22 protein-coding genes are annotated in these 20,545 nt (G+C 61.0%); 10 read left to right on the top strand and 12 right to left on the bottom strand.

Annotated elements, in window-relative coordinates:
• Positions 1 to 9: 9 nt before the first annotated feature.
• Positions 10 to 1,281 carry an NAD(P)/FAD-dependent oxidoreductase gene (locus tag DDE77_RS07480; RefSeq protein WP_108396825.1) on the bottom strand — a complete coding sequence of 424 codons (1,272 nt, stop codon included), beginning with the start codon at positions 1,279 to 1,281 and terminating at the stop codon, positions 10 to 12.
• Between the two features lie 169 nt (positions 1,282 to 1,450).
• Here DDE77_RS07480 and DDE77_RS07475 point away from each other — a divergent pair, with 169 nt between their 5' ends.
• From DDE77_RS07475 to DDE77_RS07460, 4 genes are all read left to right on the top strand, one after another.
• Complete coding sequence (locus DDE77_RS07475; RefSeq protein WP_108396824.1) at positions 1,451 to 1,888, top strand: hypothetical protein; 438 nt, start codon at positions 1,451 to 1,453, stop codon at positions 1,886 to 1,888.
• A gap of 96 nt (positions 1,889 to 1,984) precedes the next feature.
• Positions 1,985 to 3,790: a translation elongation factor 4 gene (gene lepA, locus DDE77_RS07470; RefSeq protein WP_108396823.1), complete on the top strand. Its 1,806-nt coding sequence runs from the start codon at positions 1,985 to 1,987 to the stop codon at positions 3,788 to 3,790.
• A 276-nt stretch (positions 3,791 to 4,066) separates the two neighbouring features.
• A complete protein-coding gene (locus tag DDE77_RS07465; protein ID WP_108396822.1) occupies positions 4,067 to 4,261 on the top strand; it encodes a DUF2283 domain-containing protein in 195 nt (64 codons plus the stop codon).
• A 100-nt stretch (positions 4,262 to 4,361) separates the two neighbouring features.
• A complete protein-coding gene (locus DDE77_RS07460) occupies positions 4,362 to 4,673 on the top strand; it encodes a YdeI/OmpD-associated family protein (protein ID WP_108396821.1) in 312 nt (103 codons plus the stop codon).
• A 40-nt stretch (positions 4,674 to 4,713) separates the two neighbouring features.
• Here the strand turns inward: DDE77_RS07460 and DDE77_RS07455 are convergent, their stop codons facing one another.
• Positions 4,714 to 4,971 carry a YjhX family toxin gene (locus DDE77_RS07455; protein WP_108396820.1) on the bottom strand — a complete coding sequence of 86 codons (258 nt, stop codon included), beginning with the start codon at positions 4,969 to 4,971 and terminating at the stop codon, positions 4,714 to 4,716.
• 371 nt (positions 4,972 to 5,342) lie between these two features.
• On the opposite strand from DDE77_RS07455, the gene mscL reads away from it, so the two are divergent.
• Entirely contained in the window at positions 5,343 to 5,777 is a 435-nt protein-coding gene (gene mscL, locus DDE77_RS07450) for a large conductance mechanosensitive channel protein MscL (protein ID WP_108396819.1), read from the top strand.
• 317 nt (positions 5,778 to 6,094) lie between these two features.
• Here mscL and DDE77_RS07445 read toward each other — a convergent pair whose 3' ends face one another.
• On the bottom strand, positions 6,095 to 6,544 hold the full coding sequence (locus tag DDE77_RS07445; RefSeq protein WP_157959710.1) for a universal stress protein: 450 nt from the start codon (positions 6,542 to 6,544) through the stop codon (positions 6,095 to 6,097).
• 550 nt (positions 6,545 to 7,094) lie between these two features.
• Between DDE77_RS07445 and DDE77_RS07435 the strand changes: the two genes are divergently transcribed.
• On the top strand, positions 7,095 to 7,559 hold the full coding sequence (locus tag DDE77_RS07435) for a hypothetical protein (RefSeq protein WP_108396817.1): 465 nt from the start codon (positions 7,095 to 7,097) through the stop codon (positions 7,557 to 7,559).
• A gap of 602 nt (positions 7,560 to 8,161) precedes the next feature.
• Here the strand turns inward: DDE77_RS07435 and DDE77_RS07430 are convergent.
• Positions 8,162 to 8,377, bottom strand: coding sequence for a hypothetical protein (locus DDE77_RS07430; RefSeq protein WP_108396816.1), 216 nt, complete (start codon positions 8,375 to 8,377; stop codon positions 8,162 to 8,164).
• Between the two features lie 494 nt (positions 8,378 to 8,871).
• On the opposite strand from DDE77_RS07430, the gene DDE77_RS07425 reads away from it, so the two are divergent.
• Positions 8,872 to 9,516, top strand: coding sequence for a LuxR C-terminal-related transcriptional regulator (locus DDE77_RS07425; protein WP_170116491.1), 645 nt, complete (start codon positions 8,872 to 8,874; stop codon positions 9,514 to 9,516).
• On the opposite strand, the gene DDE77_RS07420 is transcribed toward DDE77_RS07425, so the two are convergent.
• The gene (locus DDE77_RS07420; RefSeq protein WP_108396814.1) at positions 9,506 to 9,787 is read right to left on the bottom strand and encodes a hypothetical protein; all 282 of its coding nucleotides are present in this window, start codon (positions 9,785 to 9,787) and stop codon (positions 9,506 to 9,508) included. The two genes, DDE77_RS07425 and DDE77_RS07420, sit on opposite strands and share 11 nt — an antisense overlap.
• Before the next feature lie 221 nt (positions 9,788 to 10,008).
• Between DDE77_RS07420 and DDE77_RS07415 the strand changes: the two genes are divergently transcribed.
• Together DDE77_RS07415 and DDE77_RS07410 are read left to right on the top strand one after the other, a co-directional pair.
• Positions 10,009 to 10,482 carry a glutathione peroxidase gene (locus DDE77_RS07415; RefSeq protein ID WP_157959729.1) on the top strand — a complete coding sequence of 158 codons (474 nt, stop codon included), beginning with the start codon at positions 10,009 to 10,011 and terminating at the stop codon, positions 10,480 to 10,482.
• A gap of 124 nt (positions 10,483 to 10,606) precedes the next feature.
• Positions 10,607 to 11,260, top strand: a complete 654-nt coding sequence (locus DDE77_RS07410) for a DUF1236 domain-containing protein (RefSeq protein ID WP_108396812.1) — start codon at positions 10,607 to 10,609, stop codon at positions 11,258 to 11,260.
• A gap of 73 nt (positions 11,261 to 11,333) precedes the next feature.
• Here DDE77_RS07410 and infB read toward each other — a convergent pair whose 3' ends face one another.
• Genes infB through rimP form a run of 4 tightly spaced genes read right to left on the bottom strand, consistent with a single transcriptional unit; the run spans position 11,334 to position 17,154 of the window.
• Positions 11,334 to 14,171 (bottom strand): translation initiation factor IF-2, encoded by a 2,838-nt coding sequence (gene infB / locus DDE77_RS07405; protein ID WP_108396811.1) that lies wholly within the window; start codon positions 14,169 to 14,171, stop codon positions 11,334 to 11,336.
• Complete coding sequence (locus tag DDE77_RS07400; protein ID WP_108396810.1) at positions 14,164 to 14,865, bottom strand: RNA-binding protein; 702 nt, start codon at positions 14,863 to 14,865, stop codon at positions 14,164 to 14,166. The genes infB and DDE77_RS07400 overlap by 8 nt, the downstream gene beginning before the upstream one ends.
• A gap of 24 nt (positions 14,866 to 14,889) precedes the next feature.
• On the bottom strand, positions 14,890 to 16,491 hold the full coding sequence (gene nusA, locus DDE77_RS07395) for a transcription termination factor NusA (RefSeq protein WP_108396809.1): 1,602 nt from the start codon (positions 16,489 to 16,491) through the stop codon (positions 14,890 to 14,892).
• The gene (rimP, locus tag DDE77_RS07390) at positions 16,492 to 17,154 is read right to left on the bottom strand and encodes a ribosome maturation factor RimP (protein ID WP_108396808.1); all 663 of its coding nucleotides are present in this window, start codon (positions 17,152 to 17,154) and stop codon (positions 16,492 to 16,494) included. It abuts the gene before it with no gap.
• Between the two features lie 551 nt (positions 17,155 to 17,705).
• Here rimP and DDE77_RS07385 point away from each other — a divergent pair.
• On the top strand, positions 17,706 to 18,005 hold the full coding sequence (locus tag DDE77_RS07385) for a hypothetical protein (protein ID WP_108396807.1): 300 nt from the start codon (positions 17,706 to 17,708) through the stop codon (positions 18,003 to 18,005).
• Positions 18,006 to 18,053: 48 nt separating this feature from the next.
• Here DDE77_RS07385 and DDE77_RS07380 read toward each other — a convergent pair whose 3' ends face one another.
• The 3 genes from DDE77_RS07380 to metK form a co-directional block, all read right to left on the bottom strand.
• Positions 18,054 to 18,443: a winged helix-turn-helix transcriptional regulator gene (locus DDE77_RS07380; RefSeq protein ID WP_108396806.1), complete on the bottom strand. Its 390-nt coding sequence runs from the start codon at positions 18,441 to 18,443 to the stop codon at positions 18,054 to 18,056.
• Positions 18,444 to 18,554: 111 nt separating this feature from the next.
• The gene (trmB, locus tag DDE77_RS07375; RefSeq protein ID WP_108396805.1) at positions 18,555 to 19,259 is read right to left on the bottom strand and encodes a tRNA (guanosine(46)-N7)-methyltransferase TrmB; all 705 of its coding nucleotides are present in this window, start codon (positions 19,257 to 19,259) and stop codon (positions 18,555 to 18,557) included.
• A gap of 12 nt (positions 19,260 to 19,271) precedes the next feature.
• Positions 19,272 to 20,528, bottom strand: a complete 1,257-nt coding sequence (gene metK / locus DDE77_RS07370) for a methionine adenosyltransferase (protein ID WP_108396804.1) — start codon at positions 20,526 to 20,528, stop codon at positions 19,272 to 19,274.
• Positions 20,529 to 20,545 lie beyond the last annotated feature (17 nt).

The raw sequence follows: 20,545 nt of genomic DNA, 5'->3' as shown, positions 1-20,545 counted from the left end.
CCAGAATCTTCAACGCCCCATCCGCCCCAGGAACCGTTCCATACCGAACGGCTTGGTATCGATTGCCGTTGGTTCTCCCGTCATCTGCTGCGCCAGCAATTCTCCCGTGGCTGGTCCCAGCGTAAACCCATGGTGCGCATGGCCCACGCCCACGAACAGTCCTTCATGCCGCGGCGCCTTGCCGATAATGGGCATCATATCGGGGGTACAGGGGCGTGCCCCTTTCCACGGCTCGGGATCACGCCGCTCCCCAAGCGGGAATATCTCCTGTGCTGCCCGTTCAGCCTTGCCCAGTTGCACCGGCGTCGGCGCTGCATCGCGCATGGCAAATTCCGCGCCTGTGGTCAGCCGGATTCCGCGCGCCATGGGCGCCAGCACATAGCCCACCTCGGCATCAAGCACGAGCCGGTTGAGCATGGCATTGCCTTGCGTGCCATAATGCATGTGGTAGCCGCGTTTGACGAACAGCGGCAGGTAATAGCCCAGCTTGTCCAGCACTTCGGGCGCCCAGGGCCCGAGCGCAATAACGGCCTGCCGGCCCTGATAGGTGGCTCCGTCCACCTCCGTGCTCCAGCCGCCATTGGTCTCGGTCAAGCCATCGGCCGTGCCCTGGACAAACACGCCGCCCAGCCGCTGGAACAAGGCAAAATACTCGCTCACCAGCGCACCGGGGTCGCGCACCGTCCACGGATCGGTCCAGTGGATCGCGCCCACCAAGCCGCCGATCAGTGACGGCTCCATGCGCTGCAATTCGGGCCATTCCACCACCTTGTGCCCGATACCGAATTCGGCAGCATCGCCCTGTGCCTTTTCCGCCTCATGCCGCAACCCTTTTTCCGACCGGAACGCGAGGAGCCAGCCCCCTTTGCTGACCAGCGCTTCGGCTTGCGGCCCGGCCTCGACCATGAGATCGGCATGGGTGACGATCGATCGTCCAATCAGGGGCGCATAGGCGCGAACTACGCGTCGGTAATGCTCGGGCGAGGAGGCCCACCAATAGCGCAGCAGGGCCGGTGCCAGGCGCGGCAGGGCCAGCGGTTCGTAGCGTGCAGCGGTGGACAGGTGCAGCCCCACTTGCAGCAGCATGTGCAGATCGCGCGGGAAAGGATGCGGCCGCACGCCTTCGCGCTGGATGATCCCGGCATTGCCAAACGAGGTTTCATGCCCCGGCTCGCGCTTGTCGACCAGCGTCACGCTTCTTCCGCGCCGCAGCAGGTGAATGCCCGTCGCAATGCCGACAATGCCGGCTCCCAGAATAACAACGTCGCTTGCTTGTGCCATGTCGCGCCCACTCGATTTTGGCCAAGGCTAGACGAGGCGCGCGCCCGCGCCAATGCGCTATCTTTGTTTCCCGCCGCTGGCCTGATGCCCTCAAGCGCCGCGCTCAGGCCATAATCACCTCGTTGAAGGAGAGCCAAGCGTCTTTTCCGCACCCTAACGGAGCTTTCCCATGATCCGCCCCCTTCTCGCACTCGCGCTTCTTGCCTCTCCCACCATTGCCCTGGCGCAACAAGCCGTTCCTGCCCCGTCCGAGGTCGTGGTCGATCCAGCAGCCCCGATCGATGCCACGCCCAAGCAAGCCAATCTGCTGACCGGCATGTATGCCACCAAGGCTGTGATCGAAATCTGCGCCATCAGTTTCGAGGAAGGCGTCATCAACGGCATGAATGCCGACCAGAAGCGGCTGGAAACCTCGCTCCTCATGGATGCGCCTACGGCCGAAAAGGCTTATGCGCAGGTCAAGGCCGATGTTGAAAAGACCAGCCCGGACTGCACCGAAGGTAGCCCGGACCGGCTGGGCGTGCAGGCTGTTGCCGACATCTACAGATCCACCGCCCCTGCGGCTGGCCAGACCGAAGCGCCCGCCCCGGCTGCTCCCGCACAATAAACATGGACAAACCGTCACCTCGCCCAGCGAGGGGACGGCTTTAACCCTGCGGAAACCATCTTTGCGCCTCTGCCGGCTTCTGCTACACGCACGCGCATGACAACGCCCCTCTCGCACATCCGCAATTTCTCCATTGTCGCCCATATCGACCATGGCAAATCCACCCTCGCCGATCGCCTGATCCAGAATACGGGCGGGTTGGACCAGCGCGAGATGAAGGAGCAGGTGCTCGATTCGATGGATATCGAGCGCGAGCGCGGCATCACCATCAAGGCGCAGACCGTGCGCCTCTCCTACAAGGCGCAGGATGGGGAAACCTATATCCTGAACCTCATCGACACGCCCGGACACGTCGACTTCGCCTATGAAGTGTCGCGCTCCATGGCGGCCGTGGAAGGCTCGCTGCTTGTGGTCGATGCGTCCCAGGGCGTTGAGGCGCAAACGCTTGCCAATGTGTACCACGCGCTCGACGCCAATCACGAGATCGTCCCCGTGCTCAACAAGGTCGACCTGCCCGCCGCGGACGTTGATCGCGTGAAACAGCAGATCGAGGACGTGATCGGGATCGACGCGTCGGACGCGGTTGAAATCTCTGCCAAGACCGGCCTCAACATCGAGGGCGTGCTGGAAGCGATCGTGCATCGCCTCCCTGCCCCCAAGGGCGACATCAACGCCCCCCTCAAGGCGCTGCTGGTGGATAGCTGGTACGACACCTACCTTGGGGTCGTGGTTCTCGTGCGCATCATCGATGGCGTGATGAAGAAGGGCCAAAAGATCCGCATGATGGCCTCGGGCGCCGTTTATGAGCTCGACCGCGTCGCCGTCAACACGCCCAAGCTGGTCGAGGTCAAGGAACTGACCCCGGGCGAATTGGGCGTTTTCACCGCCTCCATCAAGGAAGTGGCCGAAACCAATGTCGGCGACACCATTACCGAGGACAAAAAGCCCACCGCCAACCCCTTGCCCGGGTTCCGGCCGGCGCAGCCCGTGGTGTTCTGCGGCCTCTTTCCCGTGGATGCCTCCGATTTCGACGAGCTGCGCGCCGCCATGGGCAAGCTCAGGCTCAACGACGCCTCATTCTCTTTCGAAATGGAAACCTCGGCAGCGCTGGGCTTCGGCTTCCGCTGCGGCTTCCTAGGCCTCCTTCATCTCGAAATCATCCAAGAGCGCCTGAGCCGCGAGTTCAACCTCGACCTGATCGCAACCGCCCCTTCGGTGGTCTACGAGGTCGCCATGACCAATGGCGAAACCATCATGCTCCACAATCCGGCCGATCTGCCTGATGTGATGAAGATCGAGGAAATCCGCGAGCCCTGGATCAAGGCGACCATCCTCACGCCAGACGAATATCTCGGCTCGATCCTCAAGCTCTGCCAGGATCGCCGCGGCATCCAGCGGAACCTGAGCTATGTCGGCAATCGCGCCATGGTGGAATATGATCTGCCGCTCAACGAAGTGGTGTTCGATTTCTATGATCGGCTGAAGTCCATCTCCAAAGGCTATGCGAGCTTTGATTACCATCTCGACGAGCACCGCCCCGGCGATCTGGTGAAACTCTCGATCCTCGTCAATGCCGAGCCCGTCGACGCCCTCTCCATGCTGGTGCACCGCACGGTTGCCGAATCGCGCGGCCGCGTCATGTGCGAAAAGCTGAAAGAACTGATCCCGCCCCATCTGTTCGTGATCCCGATCCAGGCCGCCATCGGCGGCAAGATCATCGCCCGCGAAACGGTGCGCGCCATGCGCAAGGACGTGACGGCCAAGTGCTATGGTGGCGACGCCACTCGCAAGCGCAAACTGCTCGAAAAGCAGAAGGCCGGTAAAAAGAAGATGCGCCAGTTCGGCTCGGTGGAAATCCCGCAGGAGGCGTTTATCAAGGCGCTCAAGATGGGCGACGACTAGCCGGTTCGCCTTCGGCGAAGCCGCGGCGCCAGCGGCGCCACGGCAGGCTAGTCGCCGGGTCGCTGCCAAAGGCAGCGGGCACCCGGAGCGAATGTGCAGTCACCCCCACCTAACCTCCCCTTCAGGGGGAGGAAGCGGGCCGCAGCAGACCCTCTTTCTGTTCCGACCCAGCCCAAGGGAGGCTAGGTGGGAGTCTTCTCATTTCGTTGCATGTGTGGAAACCGACGACAACATACGTATAATATCAGCGTTTCTGGATCGTCGCGCGAGGCGGCAATGACACCGCAGGTGACCTACGACTCAGCGGCCAACGCCGCTTACATCCGCTTCTCTCCTGAAAAGGTTCAGGAGAGCGAAGAAGTATCGGAAGGCATTGTTCTCGATTTCGACGCCGAAGGCCGCATCGTGGGTATGGAAGTGCTCGACGCTCGCGCGCACCTCTCGCCTGACCTGCTGACCAAAGCTGCCTGATCGACTGAAAGTCGTACTTGGTTACGCCGATGGACACCCTCAAATCGGCAATCTCGAAAGTCTAACCTCGGCCAACTTGCCTCGCTCACTGGAGGTTTCCATGACCGCTTTTCCGCAAGGCACAGTGCATCAAGCTGGGGACGATCTTGAAGCAGCCATTCGTTCGGACCCGAAGCTCCTCGGCTTGTGGGAGAACCTTACGCCCCTGGGCCGCAACGAATTCATCTGCTGGGTGGAGGATGCCAAGCAGCCTGCAACCCGCCAGCGCCGCATCCGGCGCACCGGGGAAGAGCTGCTTGAGGGCAACAAGCGTCCCTGCTGCTGGGTGGGCTGCATCCACCGCACCGACAAGGCCCCAAGCCCCTGGCAGCAAGCCGTTCTTATCGACGGCAAGGCAAAACCCAACAGCTGATCGGCGCGCCAAAGTGCAGGGACCGTTGGGCCCCTGCCGTTCAGCGATTGTCGAGCTGGCTCCGGACCAGCTCAAGACCCCGACGCGAGATGCGATAGGGGGAGCCGTTGTGCGAGGCGATCGCGCCCTTGCTGCGCAGCTTCTTGAAGATCGGCAAGGTGCATTGCGCCAGCAGCCACCCCTCGCGATTAAAGCATTCCACCTGCGCAATGCGGCCCTTGTCGTCCTTGAGCGGCTTGATGCAACCACCCTGCGCGAGCGCATGGAGCACCTTTTGCTCTGGTTTGGAGATATTCATGGGGAAAGACCCGAGATCGGCGCCGCTTCGGGCGCACAAAAACACTGGATCGCGGGCAGCATAGCGTCTGCCGGCAATCTGGTTCGATCATCACCTCGCCCAGCGTGGAGCGAGGTCTTAGAGGGTCTCTGCGTGCTTACACATGCCACAAGAATAGCGCGGAACGGCGAACCGGGCAATCACCCGCGATTTCCGCTCCAGCCCCACACCCGCACTGGCACACAGGCCAGAGAAGCGGCCATTCCTGGCTTGCCGGGCCGCCTAAGACGACATCGCGGCCCATTGCAATTGCAAACAGGACTATTAATGCTTGCTGCTAGCGGGGTCGCGCGGGCGCCTCAACAAGGTCAGTTCAACAAAGGACGGGAACTATGTTCAAGGAATTTCGTGATTTTGCCATCAAGGGCAACATGATCGACCTGGCCATCGGGGTCATTATCGGGGCTGCCTTTGGTGCGATCGTTTCATCGATCGTTGACGACATTTTCATGCCGCTGATCGGCCTGATCATCGGCGGCATCGACTTTTCCAATCTGTTCGTGGTGCTGTCCAACCCTGACAATGTCGCGGTCCCCTCGGTTGCCGCAGCCAAGGCCGCTGGCGTTGCCACGCTCAATATCGGGCTGTTCATCAACGCCGTGGTCAAGTTCACCATCATTGCCTTTGTGCTGTTTCTGGTGGTCAAGGCAATCAATCGCCTCAAGCGCCAGGCCGCTGCCGAGCCCGTGCAAACCACCGCCGCCCCGAGCAAGGAAGAGGTGCTTCTCACTGAAATTCGCGACGCGCTGCGCAACGCACCGCGCTGACGCGCGTAGAGGAACCGGAACGCCTCTGCACACTGTCCAAAGCTGTGTTGATCGGTTGCGGCAGGCGACGCCGGTTCACTTATATCTGAACATCCAATTTGCCGGACCGGCACCCTTAAAGACGCCGGTGGTGTGATGAATGATCGCGTAGTCTGTAGAATGAAGGTGCAATTCTGATGGCTGTGGGTGCATTCATGAGCCCTTGGCAGGTGCCTACGCTCGTTCACAGTCGTTTGGCATTGGCCGATGATATTAGGTACCTTGCCATTGACTGCACGGCGTGAAGGACAACCACAAAAGAGCTAATCCAGTCCCTTCTACTTGATGATGAGCACGGGAACTTTCGAGCCAGCCAGGACGGCTGCCGCCTGGCTTCCAAGCAGCAGCTTTTGAAATCCCCTTCGGCCATGTGATCCCATAACCACAAGGTCGCAGCCAAGCTTCTCCGAATTTTCCAGAATGCTGTCCGCCGCCCTCTGGTTGGGCACATAGAGGGTCTCGGCGTCTATGCCTGCTTCGGTGGAGGTTTTTTTGGCAGCATCAAGGACCTGGTTTGCCTCTGCGGCGTAGGCTTGCTCCAGCTGTTTTATGACCGAGGCAGCGTCGAAGGTGCCGAAACCTCCGGTCCCAAGGCCGGCACTGATCGGATCGGTACACGTTATGATCGTCACCCTGGAGCCATGCACTCTTGCAAGTTCAAGGCTGGACCTGAGCGCCCTCTCGGCTAGCTCTGAGCCGTCGACGGCAACAACTAGATGGTGGAACACTTGTATCTCCGTTGTTCGTTTTGGATGGTTAACTCATTCCGCGGCGGTTAATGCGATAGTTCGCGCAGCTAGGCTTGCATCGCGGCGATCTCCACCTGCTGAGCAGCGATGATGTCCTGAGTGATTGTTCCGATTCAAGGCATCGTCAGAGTGGTGTCGCGTGAATTCAGCCGCGCTCTGATGGAACAGGATCATGCTACACACGAAAGCGGTTTGGAAGTCCTTGGCGGTTGTGCCGCGCATCATGTCCGAATGCATTGGCCATGTGGTTTGCAGCAGTGCCGCATGAGCGGGTGTGACGGGATTCCTGATTATCGGTTGGAGCACCGCGTATTTGGTAACCGCCAGCACGCGAATAGGTCCCTTTCGGACCGGCGATCACTTCTGACGACAAGCAACTTTCTGTGCCGAGTAGATTGGCGGCTCAATGTATGCTTTCTGGGGAATACCCCTGGAAGCTGGCGGTCCGCAAAACCTGACTAATCCCCCTCCCCTCACCGCCGCTTACCCTCTCCTGTTCCGGCCCTAGGCCAAACACAGGAGTTCAACCTTGCTCAAACCTCACACACCCCCGCCCGTTACCCTCAAGCTGGCGGGGCGCCATGAGGCGCTGTGGCTTAAACTCACAGCGCTCCACAAGCAGATTGCCCCGCTGGCCGCGCGCAAGCCTGAAACGCCTATTGCCGAGCAGACGCGGATCGTGGCGGAGGCCTTGCTGGCCGATGCGTGGGTCTTTGGGCCGGGATGGGACAAATTGCCGATGGCCGCGCCCGACCATGGTGGGCTCTTGACGCAGCTGGGGCAGGCGCTCGCCGAGATGGAGAATTATGAAGTGCGCCAGACCGGCTGGCACGACGACAAGAAATGCTTCATGTGGTCCATACCCAATGCCCCCGCCCCGGTGCGCCGCCTGCGCCCTATGGTGCATGAGCGAGAAAAAGTCGGCGACACGGCCAAGATCGCCGATCTGCGGCACAAACTGGCGGTCCGCATCCAACAGTTCCAGCGGCGGTGAGTTCTTGCGGCTAGTAAGGGGACTCCTGGGAGTAGAATTTGGTGCGCCCGCTAAACCGGATAGACAAGGCGAGGACCCCCAAACCCATGTTGGATCCGATGGACCGCCAACTCACACCTCGTCACCCCTGGGCTCGACCCGGGGGCTCTGCACTTAACGATTGCTCCGCCCTGCAGTCTCCTCTTTCCAACTCCGAAGGATGACGATCGAGGATGTGGCACCATCCATTCTCAAGAACCAAGTTCCAAGGCTGCATGGCGGGTCGGGGTGCCACGCCCTCGTGGTTCGGCAGGCTCACCATGAGGGCTACTGAGGAGAGCAAGGGGCCGCAGGAGCGATCGCCCCTCGCCCGAGGGAAAACGGGGAAGGATTCAGTGCTGCGCAAATCGCCCAAAGCCCGAGACCTCCACCCAAGGCCCTAAAGGCCTCATGGTGAGCCTGTCGAACCACGGGGCCGAGAGAGTGGAGAGCCGAGTGCCACGCCTCTCCGTTCAACAGGCTCACCCTGAGGTACACTGCGCGGAATTTCCCCTGCCGCTGCGGGCTGCTTCACAACCCATGACCACCATCGCATCAGGCGCCCGCAACACCAACCCGCCCTCCTAACGCCGCTTGGCCTTCCCTCCTGCCGAGATGATCGGCACCACGGCGAGCAGGATCAGCCCGACCATGCCGCCAATCCCCAGAAATCCTGTTGGCGTTATCTCGGCGTCCACTTCCATGCTGGCCTTGCCCCAGCTCCAGCGCAGGCGCGCCCGGGCCGGTGCATTGGCTTTCGCATCTGTGGGTTCGTGGTATTGGGTGATGTCGGTGCCCATGCAGTTCTCCCCTGTGGCCAAGAGCAACGCCGGGACTGGCGCGACTGTTGCGGGAGCCAAGACATCCGCGCCAAACAATGCCGCTTCTCCCCCTCTCCTTCGTCTCCCTTACACTCACCCCATTGCTGCGCAGAGACGGCGTGCACGGCCAATGGCGCAGCAACAACCGGGGGGTGGGAGGTCGTGCTCCTGCCTGGGCAAGCGGAAGTGCTTTTGGCGGGCCAGGGGCCTTGCGGAAGCCAGAGTCGCGCGCGCCAGAAAATCCCGGGCACCCCGAGGCGCCCTGTGTCTCATCTCCCATTCCCTATCGGGACGCTGGGCGTCTCGGGGTCCGTCTCACCGTTCCGAACCGGAAGCCTTCAGGCCTGCCGGTGCTTCGGCGCGCCTCCATGTTCTCCCGTCGCTCAGGAGCGAAAATAGAACGATAAACATTTATCTTTGTCCCAAAGCTGTTCCGTGATTATGATGATTGTGGCGCAATTGTGCAGATGGGCATGCTGGTGGATTCTGAGGCGGAAAAAGTTTGGACGCCCGAGAGGCAGGCGATCCGTTTCTTGTCTGATCCCGTGCCCCACATGATCTGGCTCGCCAATGAAAATGGCTGCGCCATTTATGTGAACCCGCAATGGACCGCCACGACCGGCCAGGCCCATGACCACGCCCTCCATTATGGCTGGCTCGCCGTCATCCACCCCGATGACAAGGAAGCGGCCCTTGCCGGCCTCACCAGCGCGAGGATCGAACGGCGCCCGTTTCAGACCGAATACCGCATCCTGCAGGCAACCGGGCACTACCAGCTTGTGCCGGCCACCTCCAATCCGCTGTTTGATGCAGCGGGGCACTATATCGGCTATGTCGGTACCATCACCCTGGGGCAGGCTGCCGCCGCATTGGACACGTCCGATGCCAAGCCATCCAAGCCCTTTATCCTTTCGCGACGCGAACGGGCTGTCCTGACCTGGGTCGCGGCAGGCCTTACGGCCGAGGAAATTGGCGGCAAGCTGGAAATAACGCCCCGCACGGTGGAATTTCACATCCACTCGTCGGCCCGCAAGCTTCGCTCAACCAACCGGGTGCAAACGGTCGCCAAGGCCGCCATTTTCGGGGAGATCGATCTTAGCCGGGCAATCAGTCTATGAGCGCACCCCAGTTTGTAGGCCAGAGCGCTCTTTCGCCGGCAATGCTGAGCTGGCAGCCGCTGATGGAGGCCGCCAGCACCGCATAGCTCAAGGCAAAGGGCAAGGACATGGCATCGCCCGAACGAGCTGCCGCAGGGCTGAGGCTCTCCATTTGCCGGAAGGCTTGCGGGGGCAGATTCACCAGCCCAAGCGCTCCGCTCCGCCCGCTGATCAGCTCAACGGAAATACAGTCTGGCGGAGGTATGCGCTCGTAGCAAAAGTGGGCAATCATGGACAATCCAGCATTGCGTCCCCGGGCTTGAACTTACCTGTATAAACTACGGGGCGTATAGCAGTTGAACTACGTAGCCTTGGCGCCTGATTGTCGCAGGCAGCAGCTTGTCCTCGCTGCCAGAAGGATGCTTTGCCATTTCGATGGCGCCCCTTTTTGCCCCCTTGCCAGGCCTGTGCTAGAAACGTTCAGCACTATTCCGGGCAGGAGCGATCATGGTCATGACACTCGGCGATTTCAGCCCACAATTGCTGGATGGAACAACGCAGCCGCTGGCCGACTATCTCGGCAAAGTAGTCTTGGTGGTCAATGTCGCGAGCAAATGCGGGCTGACGCCACAATATGAGGGGCTCGAGGCGCTTTATAGGCGCTTTGGCGACCGGGGTTTTGTTGTTCTTGGTTTTCCCTGCAATCAGTTCGCAGAACAGGAACCAGGAAGTGCCGCAGAGATCGCTCGGTTCTGCTCCCTTTCCTATGAGGTTTCCTTTCCCCTGTTCAGCAAGATCGAGGTGAATGGTCCGGGTGAGCATCCGCTCTATACCTGGCTCAAGCGATCAGCGCCTGGCGCTGAAAGCGAGGACATCAGCTGGAACTTTGCCAAGTTCCTGCTGGGCCGGGATGGTCATGTGGTGGAGCGCTTCGCCCCGGGCGTGGAGCCGGAAAGTCTTGCGCCGGCCATCGAGCGGCTGCTCTAGCGCTTCGGAACGAACGGGCTTGTCCTCCGTTTGTTGGCACGGGGCGGAACAATGGGCGCAGGTCTTTGCGACATGCGCTGCCCGCACAATGAGTGGCTCGCCACTCCACTAAAGGACAAGAACAATGAAAAAGATCCTCATGGCCTCCGTGGCCGCAATTTCGCTCGCCGCCGCAAGCCTGCCGGCAATGGCCCAGGACCGGGTGGTGGGTGTTGAATCCGCTGCTGAACAGGACGCCGAAGAAGGTGCGCTTGTTGGCGGTGCCAGCGGCGGCGCAGTGGGCGCGTCGGTAGGCGCCGTTGTTGGCGGCCCGATCGGCGCGATCATCGGCGGCTTTGCCGGGGCAACCCTTGGTGCAGGCGCCGGCGTTCAGGCCTCCAGCGTTGAATACGCTATGGCGCAGCCGGTTGAACCCATCTACCTCAGCGACAGCGTCGATGTTGGCTTTGTGGTTCCGTCCGATGTCACCATCTACCCGATCGAGGGCGATGATTCTTACGGCTATGTCTATGCCAATGATCGCGTCTGGATCGTGGATCTCGAGTCGCGCGCCTTTGTGCAGTCCCCCGGCTATCTCGTGCCGCAGACTTCAGCCGACTACGTCACCAGCAATCCGATCGATCCAGTCGAGCTCGAAGGCGATGTGACAGTTGGCTATGTAGTTCCGGAAAGCGTTGAACTCGTTCGCGTTCCAGACTCCAGCTATTCTTATGTCTATGTCGGCGACCGTCCAGCCTTGGTCGATACCCAGACCCGCGTAATCGTCCAGCTGAACTAAGCGGCCAAGCGGCTATGAAAAAGGGCGCCGGGAGAAATCCCCGCGCCCTTTTGCTCGTCTATGATCTCGACGGTTACAGCGTGCGCTGGACCGTTTCGACGCGGAAGCATTCGATAACGTCGCCAGCGCGCATGTCTTCGTAGTTTTCAAAGGCCATGCCGCATTCTTGACCCGTCTGAACTTCCTTGACCTCGTCCTTGAAGCGCTTGAGCGTCTTGAGCTTGCCTTCGTGGATAACAACGTTGTCGCGGATAAGCCGCACGCCCGAGCCACGCTCCACCATGCCTTCGGTGATCCGGCAGCCGGCAACCTTGCCGACCTTGGTGATCTGGAAGACTTCGAGGATTTCCGCGTTGCCGATAAAGGTTTCGCGGCGTTCCGGCTTAAGCAAGCCGCTCATCGCGTTCTTCACGTCATCCACGAGGTCGTAGATGATGTTGTAGTATCGGATTTCGATGCCGTCGCGGGTGGCCAGATCCGTCGCCTGCTTGTTGGCACGCACGTTGAAGCCGATGACGATGGCGTTCGATGCCGAAGCCAGGGTCACGTCGCTTTCGGTGATGCCGCCAACCGCGCTCATAAGGATCTGCGCCGACACTTCGTCGGTCGAGAGCTTGTTGAGCGAAGCCACAATGGCCTCCACCGAACCCTGCACGTCACCCTTGATGATCAGCGGGAACTTGGCGATGCCGGCGACCTTGAGCTGATTCATCATCTGCTCAAGGCTCGTGGCTCCGCCGCCTGCCGTCTTCTCGCGGATTGCGCGCTGACGGTATTCGGTAACTTCACGAGCACGCGCTTCGGTCTCGACCACCGAGAAGCGGTCGCCCGCGCTCGGCACGCCGGTAAAGCCCAGCACTTCCACCGGAATAGAGGGACCGGCTTCCTTGACCTGCTCGCCCTTGTCGTTGATCAGGGCACGCACACGGGCAAACTCGGTGCCGGCAACCAGGATGTCACCGACGCGCAGTGTACCGCGCTGCACCAGAACCGTCGCGACGGCACCGCGACCGCGATCGAGCTTGGCTTCGATGACCAGACCCTCGGCGCGCCCGTCGCGGGCTACCTTGAGTTCAAGCACTTCGGCCTGCAGCAGGATGGTTTCGAGCAGCTTGTCGAGGCCGGCCTGGGTCTTGGCCGAAACTTCCACGTCCAGCACGTCGCCGCCCATGGATTCCACGAACACTTCGTGTTGCAAGAGCTCGGTGCGAACGCGGGTCGGGTTGGCTTCGGGCTTGTCCATCTTGTTGATGGCCACGATGATCGGAACACCCGCTGCCTTGGCGTGGCGGATGGATTCGATCGTCTGCGGCATCACGCCGTCATCGGCTGCCACCACCAGAACCGCAATATCGGTCGCCTGGGCGCCGCGGGCACGCATGGCGGTGAACGCCTCGTGGCCGGGGGTATCAAGGAAGGTGATCTTGCTGCCGTTCTTTTCGACCTGGTAGGCGCCGATATGCTGGGTGATGCCACCGGCTTCACCCGACACCACATTGGCTTCGCGGATCGCGTCGAGCAAGGAGGTCTTGCCGTGGTCAACGTGACCCATGATGGTCACAACAGGCGCACGATCGGTCAGATCCTCGGCCTTGTCGTCCGATGCAATATCGAACAAGCCCTCTTCCACGTCGGCTTCCGACACACGCTTAACGGTGTGGCCCAGTTCGGTCGCGATCAGTTCAGCCGTATCGGCGTCAAGAACGTCGTTGATCGTGGCCATCTGACCCTGCTGCATCAGCAGCTTGATCACGGTTACCGAGCGCTCGGCCATGCGGTTGGCCAATTCCTGCACCGTGATCGCTTCAGGAATGGTCACTTCACGGCTCAGCTTTGGCGCATCCTGCTGGTTGCGGCCCATCTTCTTGTCGCGACGACGGCGCATGGCGGCCAGCGACGGACCACGATCGCGATCGTTTTCGGTGGTTGCGCTGGCAACGGTCAGGCGGCTGCGGCCAAGGGCTTCCTCACCGGCACGGCGCGTGGGCCGTTCCGGCGTGGCGCGGGATGCGCGGCGGGCATTTTCAAGTTCTGCGGCCGTGGTCGGGCGGACCTGGGGCGCGCCCGAGCGGATCTTGCGGCCATCGGCTTCGCTGGGTGGTGCGGGTGGCACATTGCCGATCGGCGCCATGCCGGCACCGGCCGGACGACGTTCACCGGCGGGGCGGCCAGCTGTGCCGGATGGGCGGGCGCCGGGCGCACCCGGACGCGCACCGGCAGCACCGGGCTTGATATAGGCATTGGCACCACGCTCGCTTTCGGGGCGCGTATTGCTGGGCCGCTCGGCGCGTGGGGGACGTGGCGGCTGGCCAGGACGGCCGGCCACGACGCGCACGCTGGATGGTCCAGGATTGCGCTGCGAGGCGGGGATCACGGGTGCGGCAGGGGTTGGCGCAGCAGCCGGCGCAGCTTCAGCGGCTGGCGGCGTGGGCTCTGCGGCAGGCTCGGGCGCAGCGGGGGCGGCGGCGGCAGCAGCCGCTGCGGCAGCCTCGCGCTCGGCGCGTTCGGCTTCCTCCCGGATCTGGCGACGACGCGCATCTTCCTCGATGCGACGGGCTTCTTCAGCTGCAAAGCGCTGGTTGTCTTCAGCAGCGCGAGCGCCAGCGAGGGCCAGCGCCTGGCGGCGGGCCTCGGCTTCGGCCGGGGACAGGCCTAGTGGCGCGCGAGCAGCCGGAGCCGGTCGGCCGCTTTGTGGACGGCCGCTGCCTTGCCCACCAGCAGGCGGTCGTTGCGGCGTGTTCATCGGCGCATTGGGCTTTGGAACCAGCCTTGTGCGCTTTTCGACAACCACCGTCGAGCGGGAAGGACCGCGCGACATGCCCGGACGGTTGCCCAGGCCTGGGCCGCCCTTCAGTGTCAGCGTCTTCTTCGCGCCCGTGTCTTCGGTGCGCTTGTCGTCGTTATCAGCCATGTATCTCGCGTCTTTCGTCCTGTTCCTCGGGCAAAAGATCACCGTCAACCGCTGCGCGGCCGGTGTCCATTTCCGTTGGCTTGGCGAGGAAAAGTGCCAGTCTACGCGCCTTTTCCACTGCCGATTGGGCTGCTGCCCCATTCGTTAGGGCAGCATGTATCACATTTTCCAGTCCAAGTGCCAAACCCATTTGCTCGGAAGTGAGCAATTCGAAATGAGGCACGTTGAACCCGTCAATTCCTTGTTCGGCAGCGGCATAATGGAGGGCCCTCAAGGCTCCCGCCATCTTGCTGCGCCCGTCCTCGGCTGCATCCGTCGCCGTGATCAGCGCCAGCAGCCCGCCATTCTCGATCAAGCTGCGCACCTTGGTGGCGCCGAATGTCAGCTGGCCCGCCTTGCGCGCCATGCCCAGCGCGCCCAAAAAGCGCTGCTCGAGCCGCATTTGCGTGAGACCGGGCAAATCCCCGGGCAGCTTTACCTCGCACTTGAGGCTGCGCGCAAATACCTTCTTCTTGACCGCCTCGGCGACCAGTTCACGGTTGAGGCTGAGCCACACACCGCGCCCTTCCGCCTTGGCTTCCGTGTCCGGGACCACGACGCCGTCAGGCCCCAGCACGAAACGGATCAGCTCCGCCACGGGCTTTTCAGCCCGTGTCAGAGCGCACATCCGACTTGTTTCTTCGCGCCGGGCCATCTGGTCCCTCGCTTCCGAAACGGCCTAAGCCGTTGCCTCGTCGATGGCTGCTGCGTCACCCTGTTCGGCCGCCAGCTCGTCCTCGTTGATCCAGCCGGCCCTGAGGCGGGCCTGCATGATCATGTCTTCGGCTTCCTCGCGAGAAATGGGGAAGTCCTTGAAGGTGCCTTCAAAGCGCTTGGTTTCCCCGTCCTTGCGTTCGCTCCAGCCGATCAGATCATCGGCGGCACAGCCCGCAAAGTCTTCCACGGACTTGATGTCCTCCTTGCCCAGAGCCACCAGCATGGCGGCGGTCAGGCCAGGGATTTCATAGAGTTCATCCTCCACGCCGAGCTTCTTGCGCTCTTCGTCATGGGCCCGGTCGATTGCTGCCAAATATTCGGCGGCACGGTTCTGGATTTCGCCAGCGGTTTCCTCGTCGAATCCTTCGATAGAGGCAATTTCGTTGGCGTCAATATAGGCCAGTTCCTCGACCGAGGAAAACCCTTCGGAAGCCAATAGTTGGGCAACCATCTCGTCAACGTCAAGGGCCTGCATGAACAAGCTGGACCGTTCGGTGAATTCTTTCTGGCGCCGCTCGGATTCTTCCTGCTCGGTCAGGATGTCGATATCCCAGCCGATCAGCTGCGAAGCAAGGCGTACGTTCTGGCCGCGACGACCAATGGCAAGCGAGAGCTGCTCGTCCGGCACTACGACTTCGATGCGCTCGGCTTGCTCGTCGAGCACCACCTTGGCGACATCGGCAGGCTGCAAGGCGGAAACAACGAGATCGGCAATGGAGTCGGTCCAAGGGATGATGTCGATCTTTTCGCCCTGCAGCTCAGCAACCACGGCCTGCACGCGCGAACCACGCATACCAACGCAGGCGCCGACGGGATCGATCGAGCTATCGGAGGATGTCACGGCGATCTTGGCGCGCGAGCCCGGATCACGGGCAATCGAGCGAATGGTGATCACGCCATCATAGATTTCGGGCACTTCCTGCATGAAGAGCTTGGCCATGAATTGCGGATGGGTGCGCGACAGGAAAATCTGCGGCCCGCGCTGTTCGCGGCGCACATCATAGACATAGGCGCGCACGCGATCGCCATAGCGGAACATTTCACGCGGGATCAGCTCGTCGCGGCGGATAATGGCTTCGCCACGACCCAGATCGACGATGACATTGCCATATTCGACGCGCTTGACCGTGCCGTTGACGATCTCGCCGATGCGGTTGAAATATTCGTCATACATGCGCTCGCGCTCGGCATCGCGCACCTTTTGCACAATCACCTGCTTGGCAGACTGGGCAGCGATACGGCCGAATTCCATAGGCGGCAGAGGCTCGGTCAGAAAATCGCCGATCTTCGCCTCGGGCGACTTGCTCTGCGCGCGCTTGAGATCAACCTGGCGGCTGGGCTCCTCGACATTCTCGACAATCTCAAGAAGGCGCCACATGCGGGTTTCGCCCGAACGCGGATTGATCTCGACCTTGATCTCGGTTTCGGCGCCATAGCGACCCTTGGCCGCCTTTTCCATGGCGTCCTGCATCGCCTCGATCACGACCATGCGGTCGATCGACTTTTCGCGGGCGACGGCATCTGCGATCTGCAACAGCTCGAGGCGGTTCGCGCTAACGGCCATTTAGTGGGTCTCCTTGGTCGGCTTGGTTCCCGCCGCGTCCTCGGGGGAAATATCGTCTTCATCGTCAATGTCTGCATCGGCGTATTCGACCGTTTCGGTCTCATCATCGTCGATGGGATGAGCTTCCTGGTCGAGGCGTGCCTTTTCCATCAGGGCGTCGGTCATCAAGAGCTTGGCTTCCGCGAGATTACGGAAAGGCAGGCGGTGATCGGGATCGGTGCCGGCAGGTGCGTCAGGCAGGGTGATGATGACAGCATCGTCTTCCACAGCCTTGATGAAGCCGCGGAAGCGCTTGCGCCCATTGATCATGTCGCCAAGCTCGATCTTGGCCTCATGGCCGATATAGCCTTGGAAATCGCGGCGGCGCACCAGCGGGCGGTCGATCCCTGGAGAAGATACTTCCAGATGGTATTCACGATCGATCGGGTCTTCCACATCAAGAACCGGCGAGAGATCCTTGCTCAGGGCCTCGCAGTTGACGATGGTGAAGCGGCCGTGTTCGTCTTCCGCCATGATCTGGAGCGTGCAGCCGTTTTCCTGGGTGATCTTGACCCGCACCAGGGAAAAGCCCAGGCCATTGGCCACGGGCTCGACAATTCGGGCGACGCGAGCCTCGAGGCCCGTTTCCTTGATGAAGCGCTGTTCGGTGAGATCGAAGCTCATCGGTCCCTTCATGTAATAAAAAAGAGCGGGGCCGGAAGGCTCCCACTCTGCAAAATCGCTAGAGATGTTGGCCTCTATATAGCGCGCCCGGCGCTGAGCCGCAAGTGCACTGCTGATTGCACATCGCACGGCAAGATGGCGCGAAGGTTGTGCGGCACGAAATTGCCCCAGCCGAAAGGCTTCACTCCACGCCTTCAAGCGTCGGATCAAAATTATCGCATTTTTTTCTGCAAAAAATAGACGACCGACGGGACAGCAAATCAATGCCTCCAAATGCCTATCCAGTCGGTTCATCAAGGCCGTTTGTGTTCTTTCCAAACCCATCCGGGCAGCGGTCCACGGGGGTGCAAAGCCCTGCCCGGCCGGATTGTCACTCAAAGGAAACGCGGTGTCACGAAGGAAACCCGGTCACGTTTAAGTCCCTCGATTTCCTTGAGAAAACCCTTGGGGGCCACTGGCAGAGTTCAACCCCTGCCAAGCGCAAGATCGCGTCTTGTGCCCGTTTGCGGCCGCCCCATTTCCAGGGTGTTCAAACGAAAGGAACACCTCAAATGATCAAGAACACTGTTATCGCCCTTGTTGCCGCTGCCGCACTTGCTGGCGTAGCTGCTCCCGCCTTTGCCGAGCCCAATTCGGCAATAGGCCTCGACGACTTCAACAGTGAAGAATCCGACCAGAGCAGCTACGACACCGCTGCCCAGAACATCCTGTCCCGCCTGCGCGACAAGGGCGTCAACGCCAATGCCGTTGAAAACTGGGGTGGGCTGGTTCGCGCCTTTGTGACGCTCGAGGACGGCCGTCAGGTCATGCAGTTCTTTGCGCCCGGCACGCTGGAGCAGGTCGCGCTCTAGGCTCTGCCGATCACGGCGCCGTCGCTATGGTGACGGCGCCCGTACTCCCTATCTGGGATGGCTAAGCCGGATCACCGGCTCTCCACCCGCATCGTCGAATTGCTGACGTGCAGCGAGCACCCGGTCGGCAATCACCGCTGCAAACAGGCGCATATTGTCCGCCATCTCCAGCAATTCCCGCCCCAGCTGCGTCAGTTCATAATCAACCCTCGGCGGAATGGTCGCGAACATGGTGCGCGTGACAAACCCATCGCGCTCCAGTTCGCGCAAGGTAAGAGTCAGGGTCTTTTGAGCAATGCCGGCTTCGCGCTTGATTTCATTGAAGCGCAGCCTGTTGTGGCGGAGCAGTGTCACCACCGTCAGTGTCCATTTGCCCGGGCGTATCCGAAGCACATCGTTGTCAGCTTCGCTATCGCCATTGATGGACGCCCTTGGCATTGGCTTGCCCCGAAGAAGTTGATGGAAAAGCCGATATGGGAGCGCCGATACGGCTTACCAATACCCAGCTTAACTCAAACGGGAAGATGTGGCGCGCGCGTAAGGCGCAACTCACTGTCGGGTAAACGAGAAGTAAAAGCTTACCAACCGCCCTTCGCGCCGTGCCTTTTGCTCATAACGCGTCGGCTCCCAACCGGGGTAAGGCTCATGCCAGCCGCCCGGCTTATCCGGCATAAAGGAGAAGGAGGGTGTGCGCACAATATGTGCCAGTGTCCAGTTTGCATAATCTTCGATGTCGGTTGCAAAATGAAAACGGCCACCCGGCCGGATCACGCGAGCCAGTTCGGCCAGCGTGGTCGGAGACACGAAGCGGCGTTTATGGTGCCGTGTCTTGGGCCAGGGATCGGGATACAACAGGTAAACCTCGTCCAGCGAGGCATCCGGAAGTGCCAGGAGCAGCTTGAACGCATCGTCGGTAAACAGGCGCACATTGCGCAGATCCTGCGCAGCAATGGCCTGAACCATCTTGCCAATGCCGCCGGTAAACACTTCGCAGCCGATGTAACCGATCTGCGGGTGGCGCCCGGCCTCCAGCGCTAGATGCTCCCCACCGCCATAGCCGATCTCCACAATGATCTTTTCGGCTTGGGGAAACAAAGCGCGTGGATCAAACGTGCCCTCAACCCTGATTTCAAGTGCCGGCAGGGTTGCGTCGAAAACAGCCTGCTGGCCGCCATGCAGCTTTTTGCCGGAGCGGCGGCCAAAGAAAGCCCGCGGCTCGCCCGCGCGGGTCTTGGGCAGTTGGTGATCGGTCATCAGCTCGCTGCTTTACTTTACGGCCGCCTTGAGCGCGCCGACCAGATCAGTCTTTTCCCAGGAAAAACTGCCGTCCCGTCCCGCCTTGCGACCAAAATGCCCGTAGGCCGCGGTTTTGGCATAGATGGGCTTGTTGAGATCAAGATGGGTGCGAATGCCACGCGGCGTCAGATCCATCACCTTGGCCAGAGCCCCTTCCACAACAGCCTCGTCCACCTTGCCGGTGCCATGAAGGTCCACATAGATCGAAAGGGGCTGCGCTACGCCAATGGCATAGCTGAGCTGGATGGTTGCGCGATCAGCAAGACCTGCAGCAACCACGTTCTTGGCGAGATAGCGCGCGGCGTAGGCGGCCGAACGATCCACCTTGGTCGGGTCCTTGCCTGAAAACGCGCCGCCACCATGGGGCGCCGCACCGCCATAAGTGTCTACAATGATCTTACGACCGGTCAAGCCAGCATCGCCATCAGGCCCGCCAACCACGAACTTGCCCGTCGGATTGACGTGCCAGACCGTGTCATCGCTAATCCAGCCGTCAGGAAGGGCAGCCCGCACATGGGGTTCCACAATGGTGCGGACATCGGCCGAGGTGAGCGAAGGATCAAGGTGCTGGGTTGACAGCACAATCTGGGTCACGCCGATTGGCTGACCGTCCTCGTAGCGCACCGTCACCTGCGACTTGGCATCAGGTCCCAGCTTCCCGGCCGGGCCATTATTGGCCTTGCGTGCCGTGGTCAGGGTTTCAAGGATCTTATGGGCATAATAGATTGGCGCCGGCAGCAATTCAGGCGTTTCCCGGCTCGCATAGCCGAACATAATGCCTTGATCGCCCGCACCTACATCCTTGTTGCCGCTTTCATCCACGCCCTGAGCAATATCGGCCGACTGCCCATGCAGCAGCACATCGATACGGCAGGTCTTCCAGTGAAAACCATCTTGCTCATAGCCGATGGCGCGGATGGCCTTGCGCGCAGCAGATTTGAACTTGGATGGATTGACCACCGGATTGCCGGAGCTATCGAGCAGGACGGTGCCGTCCTTGCCTTTTTTGAGCAAGGTTTCGGGCACGCGCACTTCGCCGGCAATCACGACACGGTTCGTGGTTGCCAGGGTCTCGCAGGCGATGCGGACCTGGGAAGGGTCCATGCCGGTTTTCTTGGCTTCCTTGAAAACCAGATCGACGATCTCATCGCTGATCCGGTCGCAAACCTTGTCTGGATGACCCTCGGAAACCGATTCCGAGGTAAAGAGATAGGACGACCGTGCCAAGAAAAATCCCCTGAACT

It is taken from the genome of Devosia submarina (assembly GCF_003056345.1).
GTDB lineage: Bacteria > Pseudomonadota > Alphaproteobacteria > Rhizobiales > Devosiaceae > Devosia > Devosia submarina.
Note: the sequence above shows the minus strand (reverse complement) of the source record. Positions and strands in the feature narration are given on the sequence as shown.

Coding starts and splice junctions, on each gene's coding strand:
- DDE77_RS07410 (WP_108396812.1), top strand. CDS start 10,607: ATGAAAAAGATCCTCATGGCCTCCGTGGCCGCAATTTCGCTCGCCGCC.
- nusA (WP_108396809.1), bottom strand. CDS start 16,491: ATGGCCGTTAGCGCGAACCGCCTCGAGCTGTTGCAGATCGCAGATGCC.
- infB (WP_108396811.1), bottom strand. CDS start 14,171: ATGGCTGATAACGACGACAAGCGCACCGAAGACACGGGCGCGAAGAAG.
- rimP (WP_108396808.1), bottom strand. CDS start 17,154: ATGAGCTTCGATCTCACCGAACAGCGCTTCATCAAGGAAACGGGCCTC.
- DDE77_RS07425 (WP_170116491.1), top strand. CDS start 8,872: ATGCTGGTGGATTCTGAGGCGGAAAAAGTTTGGACGCCCGAGAGGCAG.
- lepA (WP_108396823.1), top strand. CDS start 1,985: ATGACAACGCCCCTCTCGCACATCCGCAATTTCTCCATTGTCGCCCAT.
- DDE77_RS07415 (WP_157959729.1), top strand. CDS start 10,009: ATGACACTCGGCGATTTCAGCCCACAATTGCTGGATGGAACAACGCAG.
- DDE77_RS07380 (WP_108396806.1), bottom strand. CDS start 18,443: ATGCCAAGGGCGTCCATCAATGGCGATAGCGAAGCTGACAACGATGTG.
- DDE77_RS07475 (WP_108396824.1), top strand. CDS start 1,451: ATGATCCGCCCCCTTCTCGCACTCGCGCTTCTTGCCTCTCCCACCATT.
- DDE77_RS07420 (WP_108396814.1), bottom strand. CDS start 9,787: ATGATTGCCCACTTTTGCTACGAGCGCATACCTCCGCCAGACTGTATT.
- DDE77_RS07455 (WP_108396820.1), bottom strand. CDS start 4,971: ATGAATATCTCCAAACCAGAGCAAAAGGTGCTCCATGCGCTCGCGCAG.
- DDE77_RS07400 (WP_108396810.1), bottom strand. CDS start 14,865: ATGGCCCGGCGCGAAGAAACAAGTCGGATGTGCGCTCTGACACGGGCT.
- mscL (WP_108396819.1), top strand. CDS start 5,343: ATGTTCAAGGAATTTCGTGATTTTGCCATCAAGGGCAACATGATCGAC.
- DDE77_RS07430 (WP_108396816.1), bottom strand. CDS start 8,377: ATGGGCACCGACATCACCCAATACCACGAACCCACAGATGCGAAAGCC.
- trmB (WP_108396805.1), bottom strand. CDS start 19,259: ATGACCGATCACCAACTGCCCAAGACCCGCGCGGGCGAGCCGCGGGCT.
- DDE77_RS07385 (WP_108396807.1), top strand. CDS start 17,706: ATGATCAAGAACACTGTTATCGCCCTTGTTGCCGCTGCCGCACTTGCT.
- DDE77_RS07480 (WP_108396825.1), bottom strand. CDS start 1,281: ATGGCACAAGCAAGCGACGTTGTTATTCTGGGAGCCGGCATTGTCGGC.
- DDE77_RS07465 (WP_108396822.1), top strand. CDS start 4,067: ATGACACCGCAGGTGACCTACGACTCAGCGGCCAACGCCGCTTACATC.
- DDE77_RS07460 (WP_108396821.1), top strand. CDS start 4,362: ATGACCGCTTTTCCGCAAGGCACAGTGCATCAAGCTGGGGACGATCTT.